Origin of the sequence: Halomicrobium mukohataei DSM 12286 (assembly GCF_000023965.1) — an archaeon.
In the GTDB taxonomy this organism is placed as follows: Archaea; Halobacteriota; Halobacteria; order Halobacteriales; family Haloarculaceae; genus Halomicrobium; species Halomicrobium mukohataei.
Genome location: NC_013202.1, coordinates 518,901 through 542,872, shown reverse-complemented (window position 1 = coordinate 542,872; position 23,972 = coordinate 518,901). Strand labels below are relative to the sequence as shown.

At 63.2% G+C, this 23,972-nt stretch carries 33 protein-coding genes, 4 tRNA genes and 1 pseudogene; 26 read left to right on the top strand and 12 right to left on the bottom strand.

Going from position 1 to position 23,972, the window contains the following annotated elements:
* Nucleotides 1-60: 60 nt before the first annotated feature.
* Nucleotides 61-414: a dihydroneopterin aldolase family protein gene (locus HMUK_RS02715; protein ID WP_015761557.1), complete on the bottom strand. Its 354-nt coding sequence runs from the start codon at nt 412-414 to the stop codon at nt 61-63.
* A gap of 90 nt (nt 415-504) precedes the next feature.
* On the opposite strand from HMUK_RS02715, the gene azf reads away from it, so the two are divergent.
* The 4 genes and pseudogenes from azf to HMUK_RS02695 all read left to right on the top strand — a co-directional run bounded on the left by azf (nt 505) and on the right by HMUK_RS02695 (nt 2,119).
* Nucleotides 505-1,272, top strand: coding sequence for an NAD-dependent glucose-6-phosphate dehydrogenase Azf (gene azf, locus HMUK_RS02710; protein ID WP_012808100.1), 768 nt, complete (start codon nt 505-507; stop codon nt 1,270-1,272).
* Between the two features lie 83 nt (nt 1,273-1,355).
* Nucleotides 1,356-1,478, top strand: a pseudogene (locus tag HMUK_RS16995) (NAD(P)-dependent oxidoreductase); the annotation flags it as partial.
* Complete coding sequence (locus tag HMUK_RS18205; protein ID WP_049940724.1) at nt 1,475-1,684, top strand: hypothetical protein; 210 nt, start codon at nt 1,475-1,477, stop codon at nt 1,682-1,684. The pseudogene HMUK_RS16995 and the gene HMUK_RS18205, both read left to right, overlap by 4 nt.
* A 192-nt stretch (nt 1,685-1,876) precedes the next feature.
* Nucleotides 1,877-2,119, top strand: a complete 243-nt coding sequence (locus HMUK_RS02695) for an amphi-Trp domain-containing protein (protein ID WP_012808099.1) — start codon at nt 1,877-1,879, stop codon at nt 2,117-2,119.
* Nucleotides 2,120-2,173: 54 nt separating this feature from the next.
* Here the strand turns inward: HMUK_RS02695 and HMUK_RS02690 are convergent, their stop codons facing one another.
* Together HMUK_RS02690 and tnpA are read right to left on the bottom strand one after the other, a co-directional pair.
* Nucleotides 2,174-2,419 (bottom strand): hypothetical protein, encoded by a 246-nt coding sequence (locus HMUK_RS02690; protein WP_012808098.1) that lies wholly within the window; start codon nt 2,417-2,419, stop codon nt 2,174-2,176.
* 86 nt (nt 2,420-2,505) lie between these two features.
* Nucleotides 2,506-2,955, bottom strand: coding sequence for an IS200/IS605-like element ISHmu3 family transposase (tnpA, locus tag HMUK_RS02685; protein ID WP_012808097.1), 450 nt, complete (start codon nt 2,953-2,955; stop codon nt 2,506-2,508).
* A 53-nt stretch (nt 2,956-3,008) separates the two neighbouring features.
* On the opposite strand from tnpA, the gene HMUK_RS16590 reads away from it, so the two are divergent.
* Nucleotides 3,009-3,164, top strand: a complete 156-nt coding sequence (locus HMUK_RS16590) for a DUF2080 family transposase-associated protein (protein WP_007540613.1) — start codon at nt 3,009-3,011, stop codon at nt 3,162-3,164.
* Nucleotides 3,161-4,435 carry an RNA-guided endonuclease TnpB family protein gene (locus HMUK_RS02680; RefSeq protein ID WP_012808096.1) on the top strand — a complete coding sequence of 425 codons (1,275 nt, stop codon included), beginning with the start codon at nt 3,161-3,163 and terminating at the stop codon, nt 4,433-4,435. The genes HMUK_RS16590 and HMUK_RS02680 overlap by 4 nt, the downstream gene beginning before the upstream one ends.
* Before the next feature lie 185 nt (nt 4,436-4,620).
* Here HMUK_RS02680 and HMUK_RS02675 read toward each other — a convergent pair whose 3' ends face one another.
* Nucleotides 4,621-5,229 carry a DUF309 domain-containing protein gene (locus tag HMUK_RS02675; protein ID WP_012808095.1) on the bottom strand — a complete coding sequence of 203 codons (609 nt, stop codon included), beginning with the start codon at nt 5,227-5,229 and terminating at the stop codon, nt 4,621-4,623.
* 109 nt (nt 5,230-5,338) lie between these two features.
* Here HMUK_RS02675 and HMUK_RS02670 point away from each other — a divergent pair, with 109 nt between their 5' ends.
* Nucleotides 5,339-6,124, top strand: a complete 786-nt coding sequence (locus tag HMUK_RS02670) for a phytanoyl-CoA dioxygenase family protein (RefSeq protein WP_012808094.1) — start codon at nt 5,339-5,341, stop codon at nt 6,122-6,124.
* Between the two features lie 65 nt (nt 6,125-6,189).
* On the opposite strand, the gene HMUK_RS02665 is transcribed toward HMUK_RS02670, so the two are convergent.
* A tRNA-Arg gene (locus tag HMUK_RS02665) sits at nt 6,190-6,262 on the bottom strand.
* A gap of 156 nt (nt 6,263-6,418) precedes the next feature.
* Between HMUK_RS02665 and HMUK_RS02660 the strand changes: the two genes are divergently transcribed.
* The 4 genes from HMUK_RS02660 to HMUK_RS02645 all read left to right on the top strand — a co-directional run bounded on the left by HMUK_RS02660 (nt 6,419) and on the right by HMUK_RS02645 (nt 9,986).
* Nucleotides 6,419-6,889, top strand: a complete 471-nt coding sequence (locus HMUK_RS02660; protein ID WP_223270969.1) for a hypothetical protein — start codon at nt 6,419-6,421, stop codon at nt 6,887-6,889.
* A gap of 147 nt (nt 6,890-7,036) precedes the next feature.
* Complete coding sequence (locus HMUK_RS02655; RefSeq protein ID WP_012808092.1) at nt 7,037-8,485, top strand: single-stranded DNA binding protein; 1,449 nt, start codon at nt 7,037-7,039, stop codon at nt 8,483-8,485.
* Nucleotides 8,486-8,540: 55 nt separating this feature from the next.
* Entirely contained in the window at nt 8,541-8,978 is a 438-nt protein-coding gene (locus tag HMUK_RS02650; protein ID WP_012808091.1) for a histone, read from the top strand.
* On the top strand, nt 8,979-9,986 hold the full coding sequence (locus HMUK_RS02645; protein ID WP_012808090.1) for a histone deacetylase family protein: 1,008 nt from the start codon (nt 8,979-8,981) through the stop codon (nt 9,984-9,986).
* Here HMUK_RS02645 and cca read toward each other — a convergent pair.
* Nucleotides 9,965-11,317, bottom strand: a complete 1,353-nt coding sequence (gene cca / locus HMUK_RS02640; protein ID WP_012808089.1) for a CCA tRNA nucleotidyltransferase — start codon at nt 11,315-11,317, stop codon at nt 9,965-9,967. The genes HMUK_RS02645 and cca overlap by 22 nt on opposite strands.
* A 92-nt stretch (nt 11,318-11,409) precedes the next feature.
* Here cca and HMUK_RS02635 point away from each other — a divergent pair.
* The 3 genes from HMUK_RS02635 to HMUK_RS02625 all read left to right on the top strand — a co-directional run bounded on the left by HMUK_RS02635 (nt 11,410) and on the right by HMUK_RS02625 (nt 12,533).
* Nucleotides 11,410-11,482, top strand: a tRNA-Asn gene (locus tag HMUK_RS02635).
* A gap of 269 nt (nt 11,483-11,751) precedes the next feature.
* Nucleotides 11,752-11,827 (top strand) — tRNA-Ile (locus tag HMUK_RS02630).
* 526 nt (nt 11,828-12,353) lie between these two features.
* Entirely contained in the window at nt 12,354-12,533 is a 180-nt protein-coding gene (locus HMUK_RS02625) for an HVO_0416 family zinc finger protein (protein ID WP_012808088.1), read from the top strand.
* Nucleotides 12,534-12,779: 246 nt separating this feature from the next.
* Here the strand turns inward: HMUK_RS02625 and HMUK_RS02620 are convergent, their stop codons facing one another.
* A complete protein-coding gene (locus HMUK_RS02620; protein WP_012808087.1) occupies nt 12,780-13,280 on the bottom strand; it encodes a PadR family transcriptional regulator in 501 nt (166 codons plus the stop codon).
* Between the two features lie 132 nt (nt 13,281-13,412).
* Here HMUK_RS02620 and HMUK_RS02615 point away from each other — a divergent pair, with 132 nt between their 5' ends.
* The 4 genes from HMUK_RS02615 to HMUK_RS02605 all read left to right on the top strand — a co-directional run bounded on the left by HMUK_RS02615 (nt 13,413) and on the right by HMUK_RS02605 (nt 16,321).
* The gene (locus HMUK_RS02615) at nt 13,413-13,763 is read left to right on the top strand and encodes an ArsR/SmtB family transcription factor (RefSeq protein ID WP_012808086.1); all 351 of its coding nucleotides are present in this window, start codon (nt 13,413-13,415) and stop codon (nt 13,761-13,763) included.
* A gap of 12 nt (nt 13,764-13,775) precedes the next feature.
* Nucleotides 13,776-14,075 carry a DUF7521 family protein gene (locus tag HMUK_RS02610; RefSeq protein WP_012808085.1) on the top strand — a complete coding sequence of 100 codons (300 nt, stop codon included), beginning with the start codon at nt 13,776-13,778 and terminating at the stop codon, nt 14,073-14,075.
* Between the two features lie 136 nt (nt 14,076-14,211).
* Nucleotides 14,212-14,370, top strand: a complete 159-nt coding sequence (locus HMUK_RS17455) for a DUF7563 family protein (protein WP_012808084.1) — start codon at nt 14,212-14,214, stop codon at nt 14,368-14,370.
* A gap of 109 nt (nt 14,371-14,479) precedes the next feature.
* Nucleotides 14,480-16,321 carry a UvrD-helicase domain-containing protein gene (locus HMUK_RS02605; RefSeq protein ID WP_012808083.1) on the top strand — a complete coding sequence of 614 codons (1,842 nt, stop codon included), beginning with the start codon at nt 14,480-14,482 and terminating at the stop codon, nt 16,319-16,321.
* A gap of 303 nt (nt 16,322-16,624) precedes the next feature.
* Here the strand turns inward: HMUK_RS02605 and HMUK_RS16980 are convergent, their stop codons facing one another.
* From HMUK_RS16980 to HMUK_RS02590, 3 genes are all read right to left on the bottom strand, one after another.
* Nucleotides 16,625-17,224: a hypothetical protein gene (locus tag HMUK_RS16980; RefSeq protein WP_126967168.1), complete on the bottom strand. Its 600-nt coding sequence runs from the start codon at nt 17,222-17,224 to the stop codon at nt 16,625-16,627.
* 279 nt (nt 17,225-17,503) lie between these two features.
* On the bottom strand, nt 17,504-17,695 hold the full coding sequence (locus HMUK_RS02595) for a hypothetical protein (protein WP_012808082.1): 192 nt from the start codon (nt 17,693-17,695) through the stop codon (nt 17,504-17,506).
* Nucleotides 17,696-17,890: 195 nt separating this feature from the next.
* Entirely contained in the window at nt 17,891-18,124 is a 234-nt protein-coding gene (locus HMUK_RS02590) for a DUF7533 family protein (RefSeq protein WP_012808081.1), read from the bottom strand.
* Nucleotides 18,125-18,222: 98 nt separating this feature from the next.
* Between HMUK_RS02590 and HMUK_RS02585 the strand changes: the two genes are divergently transcribed.
* Nucleotides 18,223-18,801 carry a riboflavin synthase gene (locus HMUK_RS02585; protein ID WP_012808080.1) on the top strand — a complete coding sequence of 193 codons (579 nt, stop codon included), beginning with the start codon at nt 18,223-18,225 and terminating at the stop codon, nt 18,799-18,801.
* Here HMUK_RS02585 and HMUK_RS02580 read toward each other — a convergent pair whose 3' ends face one another.
* Nucleotides 18,802-19,821 carry a PrsW family intramembrane metalloprotease gene (locus HMUK_RS02580; protein WP_012808079.1) on the bottom strand — a complete coding sequence of 340 codons (1,020 nt, stop codon included), beginning with the start codon at nt 19,819-19,821 and terminating at the stop codon, nt 18,802-18,804.
* A gap of 87 nt (nt 19,822-19,908) precedes the next feature.
* On the opposite strand from HMUK_RS02580, the gene pdxT reads away from it, so the two are divergent.
* From pdxT to hisE, 3 genes are all read left to right on the top strand, one after another.
* Entirely contained in the window at nt 19,909-20,502 is a 594-nt protein-coding gene (gene pdxT / locus HMUK_RS02575; protein WP_012808078.1) for a pyridoxal 5'-phosphate synthase glutaminase subunit PdxT, read from the top strand.
* An 81-nt stretch (nt 20,503-20,583) separates the two neighbouring features.
* The gene (locus HMUK_RS02570) at nt 20,584-20,763 is read left to right on the top strand and encodes a hypothetical protein (protein ID WP_012808077.1); all 180 of its coding nucleotides are present in this window, start codon (nt 20,584-20,586) and stop codon (nt 20,761-20,763) included.
* 142 nt (nt 20,764-20,905) lie between these two features.
* On the top strand, nt 20,906-21,205 hold the full coding sequence (gene hisE, locus HMUK_RS02565; protein ID WP_012808076.1) for a phosphoribosyl-ATP diphosphatase: 300 nt from the start codon (nt 20,906-20,908) through the stop codon (nt 21,203-21,205).
* 181 nt (nt 21,206-21,386) lie between these two features.
* On the opposite strand, the gene HMUK_RS02560 is transcribed toward hisE, so the two are convergent.
* Nucleotides 21,387-21,704, bottom strand: coding sequence for an ASCH domain-containing protein (locus tag HMUK_RS02560; protein ID WP_012808075.1), 318 nt, complete (start codon nt 21,702-21,704; stop codon nt 21,387-21,389).
* 108 nt (nt 21,705-21,812) lie between these two features.
* Here HMUK_RS02560 and HMUK_RS02555 point away from each other — a divergent pair, with 108 nt between their 5' ends.
* From HMUK_RS02555 to HMUK_RS02540, 4 genes are all read left to right on the top strand, one after another.
* The gene (locus HMUK_RS02555; RefSeq protein ID WP_012808074.1) at nt 21,813-22,187 is read left to right on the top strand and encodes a DUF7344 domain-containing protein; all 375 of its coding nucleotides are present in this window, start codon (nt 21,813-21,815) and stop codon (nt 22,185-22,187) included.
* Nucleotides 22,188-22,294: 107 nt separating this feature from the next.
* Nucleotides 22,295-23,284 carry an NOG1 family protein gene (locus tag HMUK_RS02550; RefSeq protein ID WP_012808073.1) on the top strand — a complete coding sequence of 330 codons (990 nt, stop codon included), beginning with the start codon at nt 22,295-22,297 and terminating at the stop codon, nt 23,282-23,284.
* Between the two features lie 40 nt (nt 23,285-23,324).
* Nucleotides 23,325-23,397 (top strand) — tRNA-Lys (locus HMUK_RS02545).
* Nucleotides 23,398-23,697: 300 nt separating this feature from the next.
* Nucleotides 23,698-23,910, top strand: a complete 213-nt coding sequence (locus tag HMUK_RS02540; protein ID WP_012808072.1) for a hypothetical protein — start codon at nt 23,698-23,700, stop codon at nt 23,908-23,910.
* Nucleotides 23,911-23,972 lie beyond the last annotated feature (62 nt).

Here is a 23,972-nt window from a genome sequence, read left to right as displayed (position 1 = left end):
TACTGCGCTACAGCGACGACTGCACTAAAATTATCGCTTTCCGAACACACCTCCCGGACGCTACTCGGGGGCGTCCACGTCGTCGACCGCCATCAGCGGATAGTCGCCGTCCATCCGCATGCTCGTCTCGACGGCGACGCCCTCGTAGTCGACCGTCATCTCGACCTCGGCGAAGCGACCGGTGAACTCGGTGTAGTCGGCGGACTGGTCCTCGATTTCGGCGCGCAGCGCGTCCTCGCGGATCTCGACGGTCACGTCCTCGCAGTGGGGCTGGTTCTCGATGGCTTCGGCCATCGCCGCCGCCAGCGAGTCTGCGCTGTCGGGACTGATCGGCGTCCCCGCGAACTGGTGGTACAGCGAGCCGAACTTCACGCCCGCCTCGAAGCACGCGACCTGTGGATCTGTCGGGTCCATACCCGTCGGTGGGGGCGACCTGACGAAAGACTGTCGAGAGAGCGCCGAAACCGCAAGGTACGTATCGCCCCCGCCGTAGCATCTACTTGAATGAACGAGCCTGTTCTGCTCACGGGCGCTGGCGGTGCGGTTGGGGAGGCCATCCTCGGTGGGCTCGAAGACGACTACGAGTGGAAGCTCATGTTCCACAGTCCGCCGGTCGAGGAGCCCGACCACGACTACGTCGTCGGCGACGTGTCCGACGACGAGGACGTTCGGGCCGCCGTCGAGGGCGTCGGGGCGATCATCCACCTCGCGGGGGACCCGCGACCCGACGCGCCGTGGAACTCCGTGCTGGCGAACAACATCGACGGCACTCAGAAGATGTACGAGGCGGCCGTCGACGAGGGGGTCGAGCGGTTCGTCTACGCCTCCTCGAACCACGCCGTCGGTGCCTACGAGGACGAGCGCAAGCCCGACCTGTACCGCACCCACGACGACTTCCGACTCGACGGCTCCGAGTTCCCCCGCCCGGGGAACCTCTACGGCGTCTCGAAGGCCACCGGAGAGATCATCGGCCGGTACTACCACGACGAGTACGGGATCGACGTGTGCAACGTCCGCATCGGCAACCTCACGAAGGGCCATCCGCCGATCGACTACGAGCGCGGCCAGGCGATGTGGCTCTCCTACCGCGACTGCGCTCATATCCACGAGCGAGCCCTCCTCGCCGACTACGACTTCGAGATCGTCTACGGCATCTCCGACAACGATCGCAAGTACTACTCCATCGAGCGCGCGAAGGAGGTTCTGGGCTACGAACCCCAGGACAACTCGGCGCACTTCGACGGCGAGGAGCGCGTCGCCGACCCGACGTGATCCCAGCCGGTACCGATATCGTCTACGGCATCCTCGCGAGCGAAGCGAGCGAGGGCTCGACAGGCGAGCGTAGCGAGCCTGTCGGTGTCTCCGACAACGATCGCAAGTACTACTCCATCGAGCGCGCGAAGGAGGTTCTGGGCTACGATCCCCAGGACAACTCGGCGCACTTCGACGGCGAGGAGCGCGTCGCCGACCCGACGTGATCCCAGCCGGTACCGATATCGTCTACGGCATCCTCGCGAGCGAAGCGAGCGAGGGCTCGACAGGCGAGCGTAGCGAGCCTGTCGGTGTCTCCGACAACGATCGCAAGTACTACTCCCTGGAGCGGGCCAAAGAGGCGCTCGGCTACGAACCCCGGGACAACTCCGCGCACTTCGACGGCGAGGAGCGCGTCGAAACTGACGGCTGATACGGAACGTTGTCGTCGCGTACCGGCGATCGTCGCCACGGGATAGACGACCAGTACATCGCTACAACGGTCCGTATGATACGGGCTCTCTGTCTCCGGCGTCAACAGCGGCCGGTATCGGGACCGCAAATCCACCGACAAATCATCAACCTAAGAACATCTATATGCCGGTCGGGGACGTAGTGTGTGCTGATGCCAGAAGAACAACTATTCAAAACCGAGGAACAGAGCCCGAGAGCCGAAATCGCTCGCGCGTTGCGGGACGCGGCCGATCAGATCGACTCGGGGCACGTCACGTTAGCGAGCGACACGGCGGAACAGCGCGTCACTGTTCCAGAGCAGCCCCGGTTCGAGGTCGAACTCGAACGACTCACGGACTCGGACAGCGGCGAGCAGCGGTACGAACTCGAGTACGAAATCAGGTGGACACAGTAGCCTCCACCTCGAACGCCGCACCCCTCATACGGACGGTTGTAGGGTTCGATGGCCTCACAGATCGGTCGCGACCCGAAGCTCCGTGTCGGTGACCGTCTCGACGGAGTCGGCTGGTACCTCGATGTCGTCTTCGTCGGCGCTCCCGAAGCCAAAGCCCTGTATCACGCTCTCGGCGATGCCGGGCTCCGGTTCGACGTAGGCCACCTGCTCGTCGGGATCGACTTCGGTGACGACGCCGATCTGTTCGGCTTCGTTGTCCATCAGGAACTTCCCCTCGTCTGCTGTCGATAGGACTGACATAGCGTCTCGATTACACCGGCAGTCTACAGGCGGAGCAGGCCGAGTGCCTCGGGGCTTGACCCCGAGGGTGAAGGCCGTACACTCCGCTAAACGTGTTCCGTTCGCTCGATATACTGCTCAATCGTGTCGGTCGAAACATCGCCTGCCGTCCCCACGTAGTACGATTCCTCCCAAAATCCACCGCCCCACAGGTACTCCTCCAAGAACGGTTCGTGCTGTTCCCACATCTCCCGTGCCGTGATGCTCTTGATTGTCCGTACAATCTCGCTCGGCCCGTACTTCGGGTGAGCTGATAGGAACAAGTGTACGTGATCGGGCGAAATATGTAGCGATAGTATCTCGTAACCGTACTCGTCGCACACATCGCGGAAACTCGCTTCCAGCGAATCCTCGATTGGTTCGAGAATCGTGTAGCGATACTGAGCGGGATCTTCGATCCCGCGAGGTACGCAAAGCTTCGCTTTGCTTGACTTCGGACACCACACGAAATGGTAGTTGACGTTGTACACCGTGTGATTCGACCGCTTCTCACCCATATCGAACCTACTCCACCAGCACAGTTAAGTATATCCAAAGGATATACGCAGGTATGGCGAATCGCTTTGAGATCGACGGCGAAGAAGTTCTCGACGGTGAAGTCAAGCCGTTCGGGAACAGCGCCCATGTCACCGTCCCTAAACGCTGGCGTGGAGCAGATGTGAAAGTCGTCCGAACTTCAGAACCCACCGAACAAGACGAAGAATGACCACGGCACAGGCTCTCGTCAAGACGCTAGACTTCCAACTCGACATCCAGAGTGACAACGAGAGCCTGTTGTACGACGCCACGCTTGAAGCCCGCTCGGTGTACAACGAAACCATCCGCCTCGCGAAAGAAGGCGTGGACTGGGACACCACTCCTGACTGTGTGGCTGATGACGCTGACCTCGTGAAGAACACGACACAGCGCGTCGTCGCCAAGGCGCTCGGCGCGATGGAGAACTACTACGAGTACGACGACTTCAGCCAACCCAGCCACACCAAGGACGGCGCGTACCCGCTTCGTGCGAACTATGAGGAGGGGTACAACCTGTCGCTCACCGACGATGGCGGCGTGGCGTTCCGTATCAGCACGGAGCCGTACAAGCACGTCAAGGGCTTTCTCACCGGGAGTGACGCCCACCTCGACATTCTCAAGACCGCGCTCACGAGCGACGAGTGGAAAATTGGGACGGCGGAAGCCCTGTTCCACAACGACGACGCCGAGTTGCACGTCAACGTCACCAACACCGAGCAGACCGTTCGGGACAAGGAAGACTCACGGACTGTCGTGGGTGTGGACGTGAACGAGGACAACGTGGCTCTCACCGCACTTTCCGGAGATGGCGTCAAGCGCACGTTGGTTATTGACTTCCCCGAAATCAAGTTCGAGCGCCACCGCTACTTCACGATGCGAAAGCGCGTCCAGAACGCGGGGAAGGACAGCATCCACGACACGCTCGAAGGACGCGAAGAACGGTTTGTCCGCGACCGCCTCCACAAGGTGTCTCGACACATCGTAGAGTGGAGCCAGCAGTTCGAGAAGTCGTGCATTGTCTTTGAAGACCTCAAAGAGATGCGCGACAGTATCGACTACGGGACGCGGATGAACCGACGCTTGCACCACCTCCCGTTCCGCGCCCTCCAATACTACACGTCGTACAAGGCGTCGTTTGAGGGTATCCCGACTGCGTGGATCAATCCCGAATATACGAGTCAGCGGTGTCCGATGTGTGGGCATACAGAGCGAGCGAATCGAAACAAAAAGCGGTTCGAGTGCAAGTCCTGCGAGCATCAAGACCACAGCGACCGTAGTGCAAGCGTCAACATCGCCGTGAAAGGCGTGAAGAAACTCGATTGGAATGTGCCTGCTCTCAACAGCCTTCCCGTTGTTCGGAAGGTGCGACGGCAGGCATCGGGGGCCGTGGACGCCCCGACCGTGACCCATTCGACCGTTCGAGGCTATCAGGCCGATGGTCGGATGGGTGTGTCTGATTAAACCACGGGAAGCCTCGGGGCTTGACCCCGAGGCGGTTCACAAGAATCTTCTCGAAGGAGACGAGCGTGCGCGGTCGACCGGGAGCGCGGCGACAGTGACCCGTCTCACACTGCCGGCTATCACTGCTTCGAGACATTCGCGACCACGGGGCCGCGAAGTTCTGTACGGACTTCCAGCCGGCAGTATCACTCGAACAGCCCGTTCACGTCCGATTCTCGGTGTTCGCGCCGTTGTACGTGCTCGCCGAGTCTGGTCGTGACGATCGGCCGGCGGTCGCGCTCGCGCACGAACGCGAAGACCAGTCCGGTGTAGGTGCCGCTCTCGTCGGCGGCGACCTCCTCGCGGGCGTATTCGACGCCGGCCTCGACGGCGTGCTCGTCGTCGCCCTCGGCCAGCACTCTCGCGGCGACGGCCGTCGCCTCGAAGTCCAGATCGTCGTAGGTCAACCGCCGGCCCTCGTAGACCAGCGGCGGCGCGTCGTCCGGCGTCAGTTCCCGGGGAGCCGTCGCGACGCGACCGAGGAACGACCGGACGGCGTCCAGTTCGACGCCGCGGTACGCCGCCGGCAGGTCGGCGAGATACGCCGCCGCGCTTTCGGCCAGCCCTGTGGCCCCGGAGTAGTTTCCGTCGTCGAGGTGGTGGACGACCGCGGTGAACTGGATCAGCCCGTGGAGCAGCCGCTCGTCGTCGGTCCCCCGAGACAGGTCGAGCCAGTGGTCCTCCCAGGCGTCGTGGGCCGCGTGGTACCGGCCCTCGTTGTAGATCGCGACGCCCGCCCGGAGCGGATCGCGCATACACGGGCTTCGGTCCCGGCGGGCAAAACGCCTGGGGACTACTCCTCGATCAGTATCCCGATGTCGCCGGACCACAAGAATTAGGCACTGGTACCACTCAGTTGCGGCCGTGACACTCACCGACACGCAGTTCGAACAGTACCAGCGAGACGGCTACGTCGTCGTCGAGGACGCCCTCGACGCCGAGACGGTCGACCGCGTGAAGCGACGCCTACGAGCCTACACTCACGGCGACCGCGCCGTCGAGGGGTTCCAGTCACAGATCGAGCCGGCCGTCGAACGCGGCGAGGTCGATGTCGAGGAATCGGGCGACGCGGTGCGGAAGTTCGAGGGACTGGGGATGGTCGAGACCGACGACGTGTTCCGATCGGTCGCCGACGACGACACGATCGTCGACACGGCCGCCGAACTGCTCGGGCCGAACCTGAAGCTCCTGCGCAGCGCCGCGATGTTCAAACCCCCCGCGGTCGGGAGCGAGAAGGGGTTCCACCAGGACGCCGCGTACTACCCGATCCAGCCGATGGACCACGTCACCGTCTGGATCGCGCTCGACGAGGCGACGACCGAGAACGGCTGTATGAACGTCGTTCCCGGCGCACACACGGACGGACTGCTTGGCCACGAGGCCGCCGACTACGACACCGACATCGTCATCGCCGAGGGCGACGTGGACCGGGCCGACGCCGTCCCCGTCCCGATGGAACCGGGCGACGCGCTGTTCGCTCACTGTCTGGTCCCTCACTTCACCGCGCCCAACACGACCGACCAGTGGCGGCGCGCGCTCATCATGTCGTACATGGACGCCCGTTCGCGGTTCACGAAATCGGCCGCGGAGCGTCCGCCGTGGGTCGACTCCGTCCACATCCGGGGCGAGGACTTTCCCGGGTGCGTGTGACAGTCTCGGTTCGCTCCAGGGGTGCGACGACCGGTCCAGCGACTCGACAGGTGGTGAAAGGAAAACGTCCGGACAGCGATTTGAACGCTGGTCCCTGGCTCCGCAAGCCAAGAGGATAGTCCACTACCCTACCCGGACTCATATTGACGAACGGGGGAGCGTTGTAAAGGGGTTACGGTTCGATCGGGCACTGCGAGACGATACCACGAGTGTCGCCGGTCTGCCGTCGGTGGGGCCGTTCCCGTCGCGTGGACGACCACAAGCTAATTACTTTCAGCGATTCTGTCGGGGAACGTGGAGCGTAGAACGATATTGGCCCGGCTCGGCGGGCTCGTGACGGCGGGACTGGCGGGCTGTGTGTCCGGCAGCGACGGCGGCGGCCCTCCCCAGCGGAAGACGACTCAGACAGCCATGACTCCGACACTCGACGACGCGACGATCGCGGTACAGCGCAACGACTGTGGACAGACGACCAGCGACGCGACGGTGTCGTTCGCGGAGAACGTGGCCGTCTCGGGGACGATCTGGGCCCCGGACCCCGGCTGGACGGCTGTCCTGTCGGCGGCGAGCTACGACGCCGACGCCGACGAACTGACCGTCGCCGTCGGTGTCGAACCACGGGACGACAGCGGTCCGGTCGTCCAGTGTATCGCCGAGATCGAGTACCGGGTCACGGCGACGTTCTTGGATGGCCTGCCCGGAAGCGTGACGGTCACACACGAGACCGACGAGGGCGTGGAGACGGTCGCGACGGCGACGGCGTGACCCCGCTGGCGGTCCGTGCGTTTATCCGTGAACGCGACCCATCGCCCCTATGCCACCGAGCCGAGGGGCGGAAACCACCGGACGTGAGCGGTGCGTTCTCGTAACGACAACGCTTAAGCGGCGGCCAACCTTGCCTCGTATAGATCAATGGGTGCGATAGGAGACATCTACGCGGACCTCGAGACGGACGAGGTCTCCGAGGAGGAGTTCCGCGAGGCCGTCGAGGAGAAGGTCGAGCAGATGGGCGGGCTCGCAGACGAGGAGACCGCCGCGATGTTGCTCGCACACGAACTCAACGAGAACGAGGTCAACACGGTCGCCGACATCGAGCCGGGGATGAACGAGGTGAAGTTCATCGCGAAGGTGATGTCGGTCGGCGATCTGCGCACCTTCGAGCGAGACGGCGACGGTGAGGACGAACCCGACGAGGGCCGCGTGATCAACGTCGAGGCGGCCGACGAGACGGGATCGGTTCGACTGGCGTTCTGGGACCAGGAAGCCGAGTCCATCGCAGAGGGACAACTCGACGTGGGCGACGTGTTACGCGTCGCCGGCCGGCCACAGGAGGGGTACAACGGGCTGGAAGTCTCCGTCGACAAGGCCGAACCCGACGCGGACGCGACCGTCGACGTCGAGCCGGGCGGGGGATCGACCATCGACGCCCTGAGCATGGGCCAGTCCGACGTCGACGTGCGCGGCGTGGTCCTCGACACCGACTCGATTCGAACCTTCGACCGCGACGACGGCAGCGAAGGGCGGGTCGCGAACCTGACGATCGGCGACGAGACCGGGCGAGTCCGGGTGACGCTGTGGGACGACCGGGCCGACCGCGCAGAGGAGATCGACCCCGGGACGGCCGTCGAGATCGTCGACGGCTACGTCCGCGAGCGCGAGGGGAGTCTCGAACTCCACGTCGGCGACCACGGTGCCGTCGACGAGATCGACGAGGAGGTCGCCTTCGAGCCCGACGCCGCCGCGATCGAGCGCGTCGAGATCGGCGAGACTGTCGACATTGCCGGGGTCGTTCGCTCGGCCGATCCGAAGCGAACCTTCGACCGCGACGACGGCAGCGAGGGCCAGGTTCGTAACGTCCGGATTCAGGACGCGACCGGCGACATCCGCGTCGCGCTCTGGGGCGACAAGGCGGACAAGGAGATCGCACCCGGCGACGAGATCCTCGCCGCCGACGTGGAGATCGACGACGGGTGGCAAGACGACAAGGAAGCCTCTGCGGGCTGGCAGTCGACAGTGGTCGTCCTCGACGGTGCCGCCAGTGCTCCGGAGAGTGGCGGTGGTGACCAGCAGACCGCAAGCGCCGACGGCGGGAACGAGTCCGCCGGGCTGGACGCCTTCGCCGACGACGGGGCCGACGAGCACACCGACGACGCGAGCGAGACTGCCGGCGACGCAGACGCGACCACCGGCGAGACGATCGAGTTCACCGGGACGGTCGTCCAGACCGGCGACCCGGTCGTACTCGACGACGGCGAAGAGACGATGAGCGTCGAGACGGACGAACGCGTCCAGCTCGGTCAGGAGGTCACGGCTCGCGGGACCCTCCGAGACGACCGACTCGACGCCGACGACGTGTTCTGACGCGCCGAGCGCAGTTACGGAAACTCTTAAGGCTGCGACAGTCCCGCCTTTGTGTATGAGCGTCGAGCTACCGTTCGCGCCGGTCGATTCCGTGATCCGGCGGAACGCGGGTGGGTTGCGTGTCAGTGCCGAAGCCGCCGAGGAACTGGCTCGCCGGATCCAGGAGTACGGGGCGCGACTGGCCGCCGACGCCGCCGAGACGGCGACGGCGGACGGACGAAAGACCTTGATGCCCGAGGACTTCGACACCGAGGGCGTCCGAGACAAAGACGAACTGGAGCTGCCGGTCGCGCCGGTCGACCGGATCGCACGGCTCGACATCGACGACAGCTACCGGGTCGCGATGGACGCCCGGGTCGCGCTCGCCGACATCCTCGAAGCGTACGCCGACGACGTGGCAGCGGCCGCCGCGACGCTCGCCCGCCACGCCGACCGGCGGACGATCAAGGCAGAGGACGTCGAGACGTACTTCGAACTGCGGCAGTACTACTGAATGAACTTCGGCTACCGCGAGGTCTGCCTCGACCACGACACGGGTCCGCGCCACCCCGAGAGTGCCGATCGACTCCGGGCGATCAGGCGGGGCCTCGCGGAATACCACGGCGTCGAGTACGTCGCCGCGGGCGACGCCGACGAGGAACTGATCTGCAAGGTCCACGATCCCGACTACGTCGAGGAGATCAAGGCGTTCTGCCAGGAGGGTGGCGGCAACTGGGACGCAGACACCGTCGCCGTCGAGGACACCTGGAAGGCCGCACTCGCCAGTGCCGGCCTCGCCGAGTGGGCCGCGCTCTCGGCGCTGGACGGCGACGACGGTCGCGAGACGCCGTTCGCGCTCGGCCGTCCGCCCGGCCACCACGCGGTCGCGGACGACGCGATGGGATTTTGCTTCGTCGACAACGCCGTCGTCGCCGCCCAGTCGGCCCTCGACGAGGGTGCCGACGGGGTCGCGATCTTCGACTGGGACGTTCACCACGGCAACGGGACCCAGGACATCTGCTACGACCGCGACGACATCTTCTACGCGTCGATCCACGAGGAGGGCCTGTATCCGGGGACCGGCGAGGTCGACGAGACGGGGACCGGTGACGGCGCGATGAGGACTCTCAACGTCCCCTACGATCCCGGTGCCGACACCGTCGACTACCTGGCTGCCGTCGACGAGCTGATCGCCCCGGAGATCGAGTCGTTCGATCCCGACCTCCTGCTGGTCAGCGCCGGCTTCGACGCCCATCGCCACGATCCGATCTCCCGGATGCGGGTCTCCTCGGAGGGGTACGGACTCCTCACCCAGCGGATGCGCGACCTCACCGACCGCTGTGACGCCGGCCTCGGCTTCGTTCTCGAAGGCGGCTACAGTCTCGATACCCTGACCGACAGCCTCACGACCGTCCACGAGGTCTTCGACGGCTACCAGCCCTCACAGCCCGACGGATCGGTCAGCGAGGACGCCCGCGACGTGCTCGACGCTCTGGTCGATCAGGGCTTCGGATCGACGTAGTCTGCGAGTTCGACGCCGAACTCGCCTGCCAGGGGCGCGACCTCCTCGCCGACCAGCACCTCGTACTCCGATTCGAGCGCCGACGCGACGTGCGTCCCCAGCGCCACGTTCGACAGCGCGTCGCTTCGCAGGAACGCCGACGCCGTCGCGAACTCGCGGTCGCGTTCGACGACGTACCGATCGCCGTCGACGTACGGTCCCGTCGCGTCACTGTCTGCGTACGTCTCGTAGAATCCCTCGGCGTGGTCCCGGACGTGGACCGGCGGCCCCTCGTGGCGCTCGACCGCGGGCCGCTCGGCCACTTCCAGTTCTGCGAGCAAGACGGCCGTCTCGTCTGCGAACGCCGCCGAGCGGAGCACGTCGAACCCGCGCCGATTCAAGGCGTCGGTCACTCCCGACAGCGACCGTTCGAGTTGGGGCCAGAGCTGATCGTCGACGAGATCCGGCGCGTCGAACCGCACCGCGACCGGCGTCGTCCCCCGCCGCTCGAACCACGCCCGGACCGTCTCGGCGTCGACCGGCTCGGACTCGCTGGGCTCGAACAGGTCCGTTCGTGGCTCGGCTGCCAGCTCGCGTGCGTAGTGCTGGAACGTCGCCAGTTGCTCTGTCGACAACACCGCCGCGACGTTTCGCTCCGGGTCCGTGGGATCGATCACGACGAGCGGATCGTCGAAACTCTCCCGTCCGTGGTCGGCCGGATCGAACTCGACCGGCGGCGTCCACGCCGCCGCGGCCTCGACGAGCGGCCGGAACCCGTCGTGTTCGAGCACGAGCAGCTCCGTCAGGTAACCGGAGAACCCCTCCGTCCTGAGGTCGCTGCCGTAGACGCCGATCGCCTTCATGAACTGCTTGCAGACCCGCACGTCCGCCGCCAGCGTCTCGTCGAGCCGCTCGGCGAGATAGCGCGTGTGAAACGGCGTCCGGTCGACCGCCGACTGGATCGACGCCGCGTCGGCGACGTCGTAACACGGCACCAGATCCACGTCGTACCCGTCGACGGTGCCCTTGACGTAAGGGTGCTCAGCGTACTCCTCGTGGCCCGCCGGCAACACGGCGTGGCCGACCGAGAGCCCGTACTCCTCTAACTCCTCGCGGTCGAGCTCGGGAGGGAAACAGACGAACAGGTCCAGGTCTCGATCGCCCGCCGTCCACGTCCCGCGCGCCGTCGAGCCCACCCGCACGACGTGCGCGTCGACGGGCAACGACGCGATCGCGTCCTCGCCCCGCTCGGTGAGTCTGTCTGCGACCGCCTGCAACTCCGCGCGCTCGTCGTCGCCGGGAGTCACCCGCTCGCGAACCCGCTCGACCACGGCGTCGACCTCGTCGCTCATGCCCCCGGCTTTGCGAGGAGTGCGTGAAAGCGTGTCGATGGACGACGGAAAGCGAAAGTCCTATTTAACAACTCGGGCTATGATGGGACAGAGCCGCCGTAGCTCAGTTGGTAGAGCACCACGCTGTTAACGTGGTTGTCCCAGGTTCGAGCCCTGGCGGTGGCGCTTCTCTCGGCGCGTATCACGGTGAGCAAAGCGAACCGTCAGCGCGCCGAGTGCGTGCCTCGTACAGGGATCGAGCACGCGAGTCCCAGCCCGCACAACGAAGTGAGCAGGACGGTCTTGCACCTGTTCGAGCCCTGGCGGTGGCGCTTCTCCCGTCGTCGACTCCCGAGCTAACCGCACAGTTCCGTCGAGCGGCCCGTGGCGAGTGTCTCGCCGCCGCCGCAACGAGACGGTAGAATTTTGTCGGCCGGTGGGATACGGACGTACGAGGGCCCTTAGCTTAGTCTGGTTCAAAGCGATCGGCTCATAACCGATTGAGCGGTGGTTCAAATCCGCCAGGGCCCATCGAGTTCTTTGTCGACGCTGCTCGTCTCGCCGCCGGTTTCGAGGCGCTCGTCGACGTACTGTCGAATGTTCTCACGTGATTCCAGCTACTAAAGGGACATCCAGCACCTCGCCACTGCCGTGCTCTGCCCTGTTCCAGTTATTGTCTGTGATACTCTGGCCACTGTTTTTATCATCCATCACCTCCTCGTTTCAGGTACGGCACCATCCCGGTGCCAGCACCCACCACCCACCCCCACCACCCTTCCTTTCCGTTTTCGACCGTCGAGTGACATCGATACGGTCGGATGCTTTCTACTTCGTCCACGCTACTGGCGGTACGGAACGTCGCCACACTGAGCCGGGAGACTGCGACACAGCGACAGTGTCGGCCGACCCTCTCTGTAGACTGTCGCCGCGTCGTCGGGACGCCGGTCGCGACGACGTGAGGGCCAACGGTGTCCAGTCGCCTCTCCGTACCGTGTGTCCTGGCAACATGGGTCGATACCAATAGAGCTATATACTGGTGTGGTATACCATAGCATGTATGGCGACCGCACCGAGTACCGACGACATGATCGACGAGTTCCTGTCCCAGCGCGGTCACGACGTCGAAACGAGCGGCTGGGAAGAAAGCTACAACAAGAAACAGTGTCCGGATTGTGGCGGTCTTCACGACGGAGCGGCCACAGAGTGCTCGGTGTGTGGCTGGGGACCCGCTAACTGACTCCCCAGCAGCACACACGCCCAACTGTCCGTCGTACTGGCGTTTGCTGGCTCGTCTCGTGGCAATGTCCTCCGTAGCGGTGGCTGTCTGTCCGTGAAATCTCCTGCTGTCACAGCGTGACGAAGCTCGTGCGGTAGTGACCGACGGCAGCCTCACGCAACGTCGACCGGTGGTGCTCGAAGCGTCACCGTCGCTCTCGAACGTCGAGAGGGGGGAGAGAGAGTTGGGGGGTCAGTTCTGACGGAGTTACGCGTCGTCGAGTGACGCGTGCAGGAACATGCCGATCGCGAGGTGTTGATACACTGCGCGTTCGATGCGGTCTCGAGCAGCGGGGTCGTCGCTGATCGAGTACTGCTTGGTCTGGACGAGCTCGTGCATCTCGAGGAGTCCCTCGGAGTCGAGCTCGTGGAGTCGGGGGTAGACCGTTCCTGGGCTCAACTGGGCGTCGAAACACCGCTCCAGTTCGTCCATCAGCTCTGTGCCGTGCGTTTGATCGGTCGAAGACGCGATCAACGCGAGGAGGATCTCGTCCAGGCTCTGGGTCACGAGACCCTCGTCGATTGCGGCGTCGCCATCGGCGAGGGTCTCGCCGACCGAAGATAGTAGCGTCTCTGGCACGCCGTCACGGCTCGATCGGTCGGACGACGTCTCGGTGTCGCGCCCGCCGACGAGGGGGGTCAAGCGCTCGTCGGCGCTGGCGTGTCCTGCATCGCCCGTCGGAACGTGACGGAGTTCGTCTTCGGTCATGTGGTCACCTGGAGTCGATCCGCACACTGACGTACGGCTGGTCCGTGCATAAGTTCCCACCAGTGTTTTCTGGATCTGAAAGAACCCCGTCGGCTGAAAACGCTTATATGACGAGAGGAGAAGCATCCGGTAGTGAACGACGAGAAGAGCATCGAAGAGATCCTCGACACGATCGGTGACCAGCACGCCAGGCAGGTGTTGGCCGCGATCAGTCGCGAGTCCCAGTCGGCGAAGGAACTCGCCGAGGAGTGCGATATGTCGCTGCCGACGGTGTATCGCCGCATCGAGATGCTCACCGAGTACGAACTGGTGACGGCTCGCACACTCGTCGCCGACGACGGGAACCACTACAAGGTGTACGAGTCGAACTTCGAGTCGACGGTCATCTCGCTGGAAGACGACGAGTACAAGGTCCGGATCTACCGCGAAGAGAACCTCCCAGACCGTTTCAGTCAGCTCTGGGACGAGCTCAACCCCGACTAGGTGGTAGGTAGGATGGTCGATGGAGTCGTGATCGCGAGTGGGGTGTTGGCACTGTTACGTATGGTCGTGTTCGGCCTGACGCTGGGAATTACCCTGATCAGCTTCCAGGCCTACCGAAAGCGTCCCTCCGAACGGCTCCAGGCGGCCTTTGTCGGCTTCGCGTTCATCAGTATGGGGGTCGCGGTTTCGAGTGTCATCACCCAGCTCAGTGTCAGCGACACCGGCGAGGCCACCCGCCTGTTCTTCCAGTTCGCGGAGACGATTCCCTTCATCATCGGCTTCAGCATGCTGTATCTCTCTCTGTACCGGTGACGGTGCCGACTGTCCGTGTGCGATCCAGCACAGTCGTGTGAGCAGTGTGTGGCTGCCACGACTGGAACGATCATTATGTAAATCGGCGATACTTATATTAGCGATAACCAGTATGGGTTACGTTGGGAGAGAGTCCATGCCAAAGTGCCAGAACTGCGGTTCGTTCGTGACCAAAGACTACGTACGCGTGTTCACACCTCAAGAAGACACCGACCCGCGGGTCTGTCCCGACTGCGAGGACATGATCCGTGACGGCGCAGACGTTCGGGAGGCACGGTCTCCCCGACACTCGTAGGACGCCTTCGCTGTCGTCTCCGATCTGTCTTCTCGCGTCGCCAGCGACGCCGAACACCACCCCGTAGAAAGCACGTCGTTTATGAGTGAGCGGCCCGTTTCTGTGTGCAATGACTGACACGAGCCCGCAGGTGGTCCGGCTGTTCGGTGGTCCGGGGAGCGGGAAGACGACGGCGCTGCTCGACCGCGTCGAAGAACTGCTGTCCGAGGACGACGCCGACGTGCGCGACATCCTGGTCGTCTCGTACACCCGTGCGGCCGCCGCCGAGATCCGCGAGCGACTGGCCGAACGACTCGACATCAACCCACGTTCTCTGAAGGGGAACGTCTGTACGATGCACGCGAAGGCGTACGAACTGCTCGACCTCTCTCGGGGCGACGTGGTCGGCGAGTCCGACAAGGAGGACTTCTGTGACGAGTTCGGGCTGGAGTTCGAAGACGAGTACGAAGGCTCTCGCCGTCGGTCGGCCCGCTCGACGACGCTCGGGAACAAGGTCATCGCCACGAGCCAGTGGCTCCAGCGCACTCGCCGAGACGTTGCCGACTGGTACGACGTGCCCTTCAAGTGGGACGAGGAGGAGGTCCGGCTTCCGCCCGAGATCGACGACAACGCCCAGACTGGCAACAAGTACACGCCGACCTGGCCCGGCGACGACGACCGACTCGACGTGCCCGAAGCGATCCGCGCCTGGCGCACCTACAAGGGCGACAACGACCTCACCGGGTTCGCAGACATGCTCGAACGGGTCAAGCAGCGATCGCTGCTGCCCAACGTCGAGTACCTCATCATCGACGAGTTTCAGGACATCACCACCCTCCAGTACGACGTGTACGAGGAGTGGAAACCCCGCATGACGAAGATTCTCATCGCGGGCGACGACGACCAGGTCGTCTACGCCTGGCAGGGTGCCGACCCCGATCTGTTGCTGGAGGAAGACGTCGACGTCGACGAGGTCCTGCCCAACTCATACCGACTGCCGTCCTCGATTCTCAACGTGGTCAACCGCGAGGTGCGCCACATCGAGAAGCGCCAGGAGAAAGACCTCAACCCGCGCAAGGAGGGCGGCGAGGTGTTGCCGATGTTGAACCCCTCGATGCTCGATCTGGTCCGCGAGATCCGCCGGACCGTCGACGACGACGAGGGAACCGTGATGATCCTCTTTCGGGCGCGGTACCAGATGTTCCAGTTCATGGACGAGTTCATCGGCGAGGGGATCCCCTTCACCTGCCTGACCGACCAGCGGATGTGGACCGACCGGCTCACCGAGTACGTTCGCGGCGTCGAGGCGCTGGACGCCGACGAACGCCTCTCCGTGCTAGAGGGTCGCCGGCTCGCGGACATGCTCGCCGACTCCGCTTTCGGGACCGGCGACCGCGACGACCTGTTCGACGAACTCGACGAGATCGCAGACGCCAGCGAGAAAGACGATCTGGCGGACATCGAGATGGATCCGGACGTGATCCGCGAACACGCACCGTTCGCGCCCGATCCGCGGGCCGCCGCCGACATGCTCCGGAAGGTGACCAACTTCCAGGAGCGGACCGTCGAGGCCTACTTCCACGGGGAGTACGCCGGTATGGACGCCGATCAGGTCCGGCTGGGGACGATTCACTCCGCCAAGGGCCGCGAGGCCGACCACGTCTTCGTCGGCACCGACCTCACCGAGAAGGTCGTCGAGCAGATGGCCGCACAGGTCGAGCAAAACGACCGCCACGTGCCGGGCGACGAGGAGTTCACCAAGCACACCGATCCGATCCCGACCCTGACCGACAACGAACGGCGCGTGTTCTACGTCGGCATGAGCCGCGCCCGCGAGCGACTCGTCCTGATGGAGAACCTCGTCGACGGTGCGCCGACGCTCCCCATCGACGTGATCCTGGAGAACGAGCCCAGGCCCGATTCCCCCGAGGAGCTTCTGATCGAGGCGCAGGAACCGCTGCCGACGCCCTGATAGGTGCCTGTTCAGTAGCCGCACTATTTGCCTCTGCGGAGGGGGTCGTTCCCGCGGTGAGAACAGTCAATTAATATGGTCGGACTGAATCAATAACGTCAATTTTTCTTTTTAATGACCGGGTGCTAAACTACAGATATCTCCCCATCTCGTAAGTATGTGATAATATATTTAACTATACACACTAACCAACAGTGACGAAAAACAACAATTAGATTGGGTATGTGAGATTGGCTTTTACCATCGGCTCTTTAGTCCACACTCTTAAAATAATAAATATATGATTATGACTTAGTCTATTAACTAGGCGTGTCCATCACTTTGACTCACAATAAGTGCATCACTATCAGAGTCGGTTGAAGTATTCCATTTTTTATTGTTGTTAGAAAGTGTGGCGCTAAGTCCCGCTGGGAACCCTGCAGTTACGCTCTCGATTTTGACACCATCATATGTGTGAATGTATCCGCCACCGACTTCTCGATCATCTGGATCAGAATCACCAGTGGGTTCTAAATTGGTGACAAAGTAGTGAACATCACTTCCATCGCCTAGACTATCATTAAATTGATAGTCTATATGCTTTCCAGAGTGTTTCTTATAGTATGTATGATTAGTACTCTTATGTTCAGCGTTTGCTACGGTCCAGTCATCTCCTACCCAGTGAAGCCCGACAATATCCCGCGGTGGTTCTCCCCAGTCGTCTAAGTCTTCGCCTGACCAATCCCAGGTGAGTGTGACTGCGTATTCACCATCGTTATCGGTGTAATCGCCACCGTATGCTCCAATGCCTATTTCAATATTTAAGTCCCTTCTATCTAAATATTCTGTTGTTATTTCATTTGATGAACCCTGAACTGTATATGTCTTCTTTTGACCAGAAATTGATATACCATTCTCTCTCAAATAATCTTTATATACTCCTTCTTGATCAGTTTTATTCTCAATTCGAAAAGCTTCGGCAAATACTTTCTCTGCATCTTTTTCTTTTCTTCTGCGTTGCTGTGCGACAACACCTGATGGAACTGCAGAGAGTGCTGTCAGTCCTAATCCTGTTTTTTGAGTACGCCCCGACGACTATCACACGGTGTATTCTTGTCTTTCGCCATTGCAATCTTCTATTCTAACACCATGTATAAAAATTTTCCATAGCCATTGATACAATGCCTGTATGATTTACACGGTTCAATAATACATTTCCCTAGCAAGAATGTAGAGAATTAGTCCTCCGATACCACCGATGAACGTGGCCAGAGCCCATATTACTGGGTAATCTACGTTATGACGCTTTCCGTCTTTATACACCCAAGCACTCATTGCACCGAGCAGCAGGAGGATAATTAAGAGCACAATCCCTCCAAAGATCTCAACCACCATAATAAAAGTCAGATGATTGAATGTAATAAACCTTCTTGTATTGGTGAATTCTATTCCTATTCCCACAGGTCGCCACGGAGGATCATCAACAGGACCGAGGATTCGCCTACGGTACTTCCGTTGACGGACGTTCCCGTCGCTGCTGTCCAAGTACCTGGCCGCCGCGGACGAGGGAGATCGCTGGCGCGCTGAGGACTAGTCGTCGTCTCGTACGACCCACCCGACCGCCCGCTCGGCGGCGCTGCCCGCCACGTCGTCGGGCGTCGTCACGTAGTAGGGGACGAGCACCATCAGCGCCGCGACGGCCAGATAGCCCACTCCGGCGAGGGTGTCGCCGTCAGTGACCGTCTGGAGACCGAACAGCCCCACTGACGACGCGAACAGGACCGAGCCGGCGAGGCCGATCAGTTCCAGAATCCCGCGTGGCATGGGCCAGCGTACGCGACCGTCTGGCAAAAGCCGTTCGCTGTGGCCGTTCCATATCCGTTATCCATAACTCTCTTGTGATGGCTGTTCAAAGCGGTGGTATGTTCACGGGAATCGTCGAGGCGACGGGCGAAGTGCGGGCGGTCGAGGACACGGCAGACGGCCGACGACTCCGGATCGGATCGCCGTTCGAGGAACTGAGCCACGGCCAGTCGATCAGCGTCAGCGGCGCGTGTCTCACCGTCGAGGAGTTCGAACCGGGCGAGTGGTTCTCCGTGTTCCTGGCCGAGGAGACGATCGACCGCACTTTCTTCGACGAAATCGCCGAGGGCGACGAACTGAACCTCGAACGGGCGATGCCGGCGGACGGCCGTTTCGACGGCCACATCGTGCAGGGCCACGTCGACGCGACGGCGACCGTCGAGGAGATCGAACGCGTCGGCGAGGACTGGCGCTTTACCTTCTCGCTGCCCGCCGACATCGAACGCTACGTCGTCGAGAAGGGGTCGATCACCGTCGACGGCATCAGCCTCACCGTCGCCGACCGCCGCGAGGATTCCTTCTCTGTGGCGATCATCCCGACGACCTACGACGTGACGACCCTCTCCGAGAAGTCCCCCGGCGACGCGGCCCACCTGGAGGTCGACGTGGTCGCGAAGTACGTCGAGCGGATGGTCTGATCAGGGTTCGAACTCCGTTAGTTCCGGTGCGGGCACCTCGTCGGTGTGTGCCCGCTCGTAGGCCCGTTCGTAGGCGTTGAACTTGCCCAGCAGCAACGCGCCGAACACGCCGTCGTAGACGAGGACGAAGCCGAGGAAGGCGACCAGCGGCGAGACGCCGGTGAGCACCGAGACGACGGCCGGGACGACGCCGACCAGCGTGTTGTAGGTGGCGTGGATCAGCGACGCGACGATGAGCCCCTTGATGACGATCGGGCCGGCGTGTTCGCGGTTGAACTTCGCCAGTCCGAGGTAGTAGCCGGCGAACGCCGAGTAGATCACGTGGCCCGGACCCGCCAGCGAGCGCAGGAACGTGATCGAGCCGGCTTCCATGACGGCGTTGGCGACGGTCACGCCAGCGTCGGCGTTCTGGGTGATGTACAGCGCGTTCTCGATCGTCGCGAAGCCCAGTCCGGCGACTGCACCGTACACCGCTCCGTCGATGACGGCGTCGAAGCGGTCGCTCCGGTAGGCGACCAGTCGCACCGACAGCAGCTTGACGCCCTCCTCGACCGGGCCGACGACGAGGAAGTAAAAGAGGACGGTGCCGACGATCGACGCCAGAAAGCCCGACCCGATCCCCTGGACTGCGGGGCCGAGGCCACTGTTGGCGATCCCGGCGAAACTGGCGAACAACACTCCGAGGACGAACGTCGCGACGAGCAACGCCAGTGGCTCTTTGGTCGTCACGTCGGTGTGCCAGGCGTAGGCGGCCAGTGCCAGCGCCGGGACCGCGGACAGCACCGTGAACGCGCCGAGTACCGGATTCGACAGCGCGCCGAGACCGCCCACGAGGAACTGCGAGAGCAAGATCGCGATCGCCGCGAGCACGACGAACCCGCGCAGCGAGTACACCAGCGCGGCGTAGCAGAGCCACGCGACGCGGTCGAGCCACGACCTGACTTCCCACTCTGAAACGTCGTAGAGGTCCTGTGACCCGTCGTCGCGGACCGAAACCGGATCACGGCGTCTGTTTCCCATGTCTCCGGCAAGGGAATCCCCGTACCTAAGCGTTGGTCCGTCGACGACAACGAGAGCTTTTTCGCCCCCAGTCGCTTACGGGCGAGCATGACGCTGACCGCTGGCGTGATCGCCGTCCAGGGCGACGTGTCCGAGCACGCGACCGCCATCGAGCGGGCCGCACGAGCCCACGGCGAGGACGCCGAGATCCACGAGATCCGCCACTCGGGGACCGTCCCGGAGTGTGACGCGTTGCTGCTGCCGGGCGGGGAGTCGACGACGATCTCCCGCCTGCTCCGCGACGAGGGCATCGCCGCCGAGATCGTCGACCACGTCGACGCCGGCAAGCCGATGCTGGCGACCTGTGCCGGCCTGATCGTCGCCTCGACGGACCCACAGGACGACCGCGTCGACGAACTCGACCTGCTCGACGTGACAGTCGAGCGCAACGCCTTCGGCCGCCAGAAAGACAGCTTCGAGGCCCCACTGGACGTGGCCGGCCTCGACGAGCCCTTCCCGGCGGTGTTCATCCGCGCGCCCGTCATCGACGCCGTGGGCGAGGGCGTCGCGGTGCTGGCCGAGTGGGACGGCCGTCCGGTGGCGGTCAAACAGGGCCCCGTCGTCGGGACCTCTTTCCACCCGGAGCTGACAGAGGACTCCCGGCTCCACGATCTGGCGTTCTTCGAGAGTGTGGAAGCTTGAAGTGGGTTGTGACGAGCGCCGTTCTTTCGACTGCAATCAGTCGGTAGATAAAAGTCTACAGGCCGTAAACGCCGACGACAGATGACCCGCTCACTGACGCTCGGTACCAGTGTCGTCCTCCTGTTCGCGTCGTTGATGGTCTCAGCCGTGCTCTTCGGAGACCTCCTTCCGAATCACTGGATTGCGTTCGTGTTGCTCCCGATTATCGCTGGCCTGCTGTACTACGGCGCACTCACTGCGTACTACTATAGTAACAATTGAAACGATTTACACACCGATCGCACTGCAGTCGTGCGATCGGGTGTGCATTGATTTTCAATGGCTACTATATCTCTCAAACGACCACCCAGGAGCAGCGTAACGGAGCGATGCTCTCAAGACGCGCGCCCACGCTGAGTTGCATATGACCGATGCCGACGCCGACGAGATTCTCGACGAACTGTTCAGCGTCATCGAGCAGCGCAAGGCCGACCTGCCCGAAGACTCTTACACCGCCTCGCTGTTCACTCACGAGAAAGGCGAGAACGCCGTCCTGGAAAAGCTCGGCGAGGAGACGACGGAACTGATTTTGGCGGCAAAAGACGACGACCACGAGGAGATCGCCCACGAGAGCGCCGACATCGTCTACCACCTGCTGGTAATGCTGGCGATGAAAGATCTGGACGTGAGCGATCTGCGGGACGAACTGGCCGAGCGGCGGTAGGAGCGAGCGCGAGCATTGCGAGCGCTCGTTTTTTCGCCCACGTTTTTGCGCGAGTGGTGCGCACAGCGCACCCGAAGCGGAAAAAGGTGGTAGCGATGTGGACGTGAGCGATCTGCGGGACGAACTGGCGGCTCGTCGGTAGGAGCGAGCGTGAGCCCGACGAGCGGTCGGGAATCGGTCCTCAGTCCTCGACCGGCTCGAACCGATGGCGCACCACGTCGCTCTCGGGGTCCCACTCGAATTCGTCGTGGACGCGTTCGAGGCGGCGCTTGTAGGCTTCGAGGTCGTCCGATCCCTCGCGCCGTGCGTCCTCGTCGGTCAGGTCCCCCAGCGTCCGGTGGGTCACGTCGGTCACTTCGAAGCGCTGGCCGTCGATCACGAAGGTGTCGCCTTCGCTGGCGTAGGCGTGACCGCGGTGCATCTGTGTGACCGTCCCGTCGGCGGCCATCTGCTGGACGTGCTCGTTGGGGAGGATCTCTCCGGCGTCGATCTCGGACATACCCGTCGTTGTCCCACGCGATACAAAAGCGGCGTCGAAACGAACGACAATTCCTGACAGCCCACTTTCAGAAATTTTTGTAAACTGGGTTACAACTCCAGCGCAACGATGACGGGGCCCGTCGACGGACGACGGTCGACCGAACGGTGGGACACGATGTTTCGGGTACTCGCGGCCGAGCCGCGCCGACGGCTCGTCGTCGCGCTGGCCGACGCGCGGGCCGACGAGACGCTGGCGCTCCCCGAGGCTGCACACTCGTCGCCGCCACAGCGCGACCGGGACCTGCTACACCGGCAACTCGTACACCTACACCTGCCGACGCTGGCGGAGGCCGATCTGATCGAGTGGGACCGAGAGCCACTGCGTACCAGACGCGGGCCGCGGTTCGCGGAGGCGGCCGCGATCGTCGACCTGCTCCACGATCACGTCGAGGAACTGCCGTCGTCCCTCCGGCGGCACTGTGACTTGCTCACGGAACAGTAGCCCTGGCTTCGGCCCGACGCCGGGATTCGACGGCGCTGGGCACCGACTCTCCGAGACGCGCGCTCGAACGAACGTGCTTTTACGCGCAGGCCGTCTATCCCGCTCCAATGAGCCATCCCTTCGAGGATCTTCCGACGACGCCGACCGCCGAGGAAGTCATCGACAAGGCCTTCTCTCGGGCTGCCCGCGCCGGCAAGGCGAAGACCGGGATCGAGGGCCAGCAGTCGATGCTCCAGACGGCGTCGAACATCGTCTCGGACAACCTCCAGAACGTCGTCACTGCGTGGCCGGACATCGACACGCTCGATCCGTTCTACGTCGAACTCGCCGACGCGATCATCACCAGCAACGTCGAGGGCGAGGGCGGCATCGACGCCCTTCGACAGCACCTCTCGGAGGTTCAGTGGGCCTCTCGCAAGGCCAAGGACATCCACAGCGAGTACCAGGGTCGGATGACCGGCGACGCCGACACCGCCCGCAAGCTCCGCAAGCAGGCGTTCGCCCGGATGGCGGACATCGTCGAGGAGGTCGAAGACGACCTCGCCGGCATCTCCGCCGCCCGCGACGCCCTGAAGACGCTGCCGGATATCCGCCCCGACGAACCGACCATCGTCGTCGCCGGCTACCCCAACGTCGGCAAGTCGTCGTTCGTCAACCTCGTCACGAACGCCCGCAACGAAACTGCGAGCTACCCCTTCACGACGACACAGATCCGCGTCGGCCACGTCGAACGCGACCGCATCCGCTACCAGCTCGTGGACACGCCGGGGCTCCTCGACCGCCCCGAGGCCGAGCGCAACGACATCGAGTCCCAGGCCGTCAGCGCCGTCGAGCACCTCGCCGACGCCGTGCTCGTCTTCCTCGACGCCAGCGGCAACTGCGGCTACCCGATCGAGGTCCAGCTGGAACTGCGCGACGCGCTCGAAGACCGCTTCGACGCGCCCGTCCTGACCATCGCGAACAAGGCAGATCTCACCCGCGACGTCGAGGCCGACCACTACATGAGCGTCACCGAGGGCGACAACGTCGACGGCGTGCTCGACGCCGCTATCGAGGCCGTCGGCTACGAGATCGAGCTCCCCTTCGACGACGAGTAATCGTAAGCCCTTAGCCCTCGCTGCCCTCACACCAAATCGAGGGCCGGTAGCTCAGTTGGCAGAGCGTCTGGCTTTTAACCAGACGGTCGGGGGTTCAAGTCCCTCCCGGCCCGCTTCTGCGACGAACGGACGTGAAGAGCGAAGCGGCCACGTGGGCTTGGACCCTACCAGTCGCGCGCAGCAGCCGAGCACGTCTGGATCCGGTTCAAGTCCCTCCCGGCCCGTCGCAGTTCCCTGTGAGTACCACGCTGATACGGACAGTTGTAGGAATGTAGCGCTGAGCGTCTACCCCGTGGCGACGCTCACCGATAAGCAACTACAACTGTCCGTATGAGGGGTGTCTCCGAGTCGGAGATCCGACGGCGCGTGCCAGAACCACGAGATTTACCACGGTCAGTGCCGAGGTGGCGAGTATGAACGCACTTACGGAGCGATTCGACGACCTCGCGGAACCGCTCGGAATCGGCACGGGCGTGGTGCTCGTGTTGATCGGACTCGGAACTGTCGCGGGCACGCCGTGGACGACCAACGGGAGTCTGGTGGTGTCGGTGCTACAGATTCTGGGCGTCGTGGCCACGATCGCGCTGGGCGCGGCGCTGGCGTCGCTCAGCTGGAGTGGACGGTAACGCGAGCGAGAAGCGGCGTTTCTGGCGGCGACTGTTCACGCTGGGGGCTGTGTGCCAGTGCT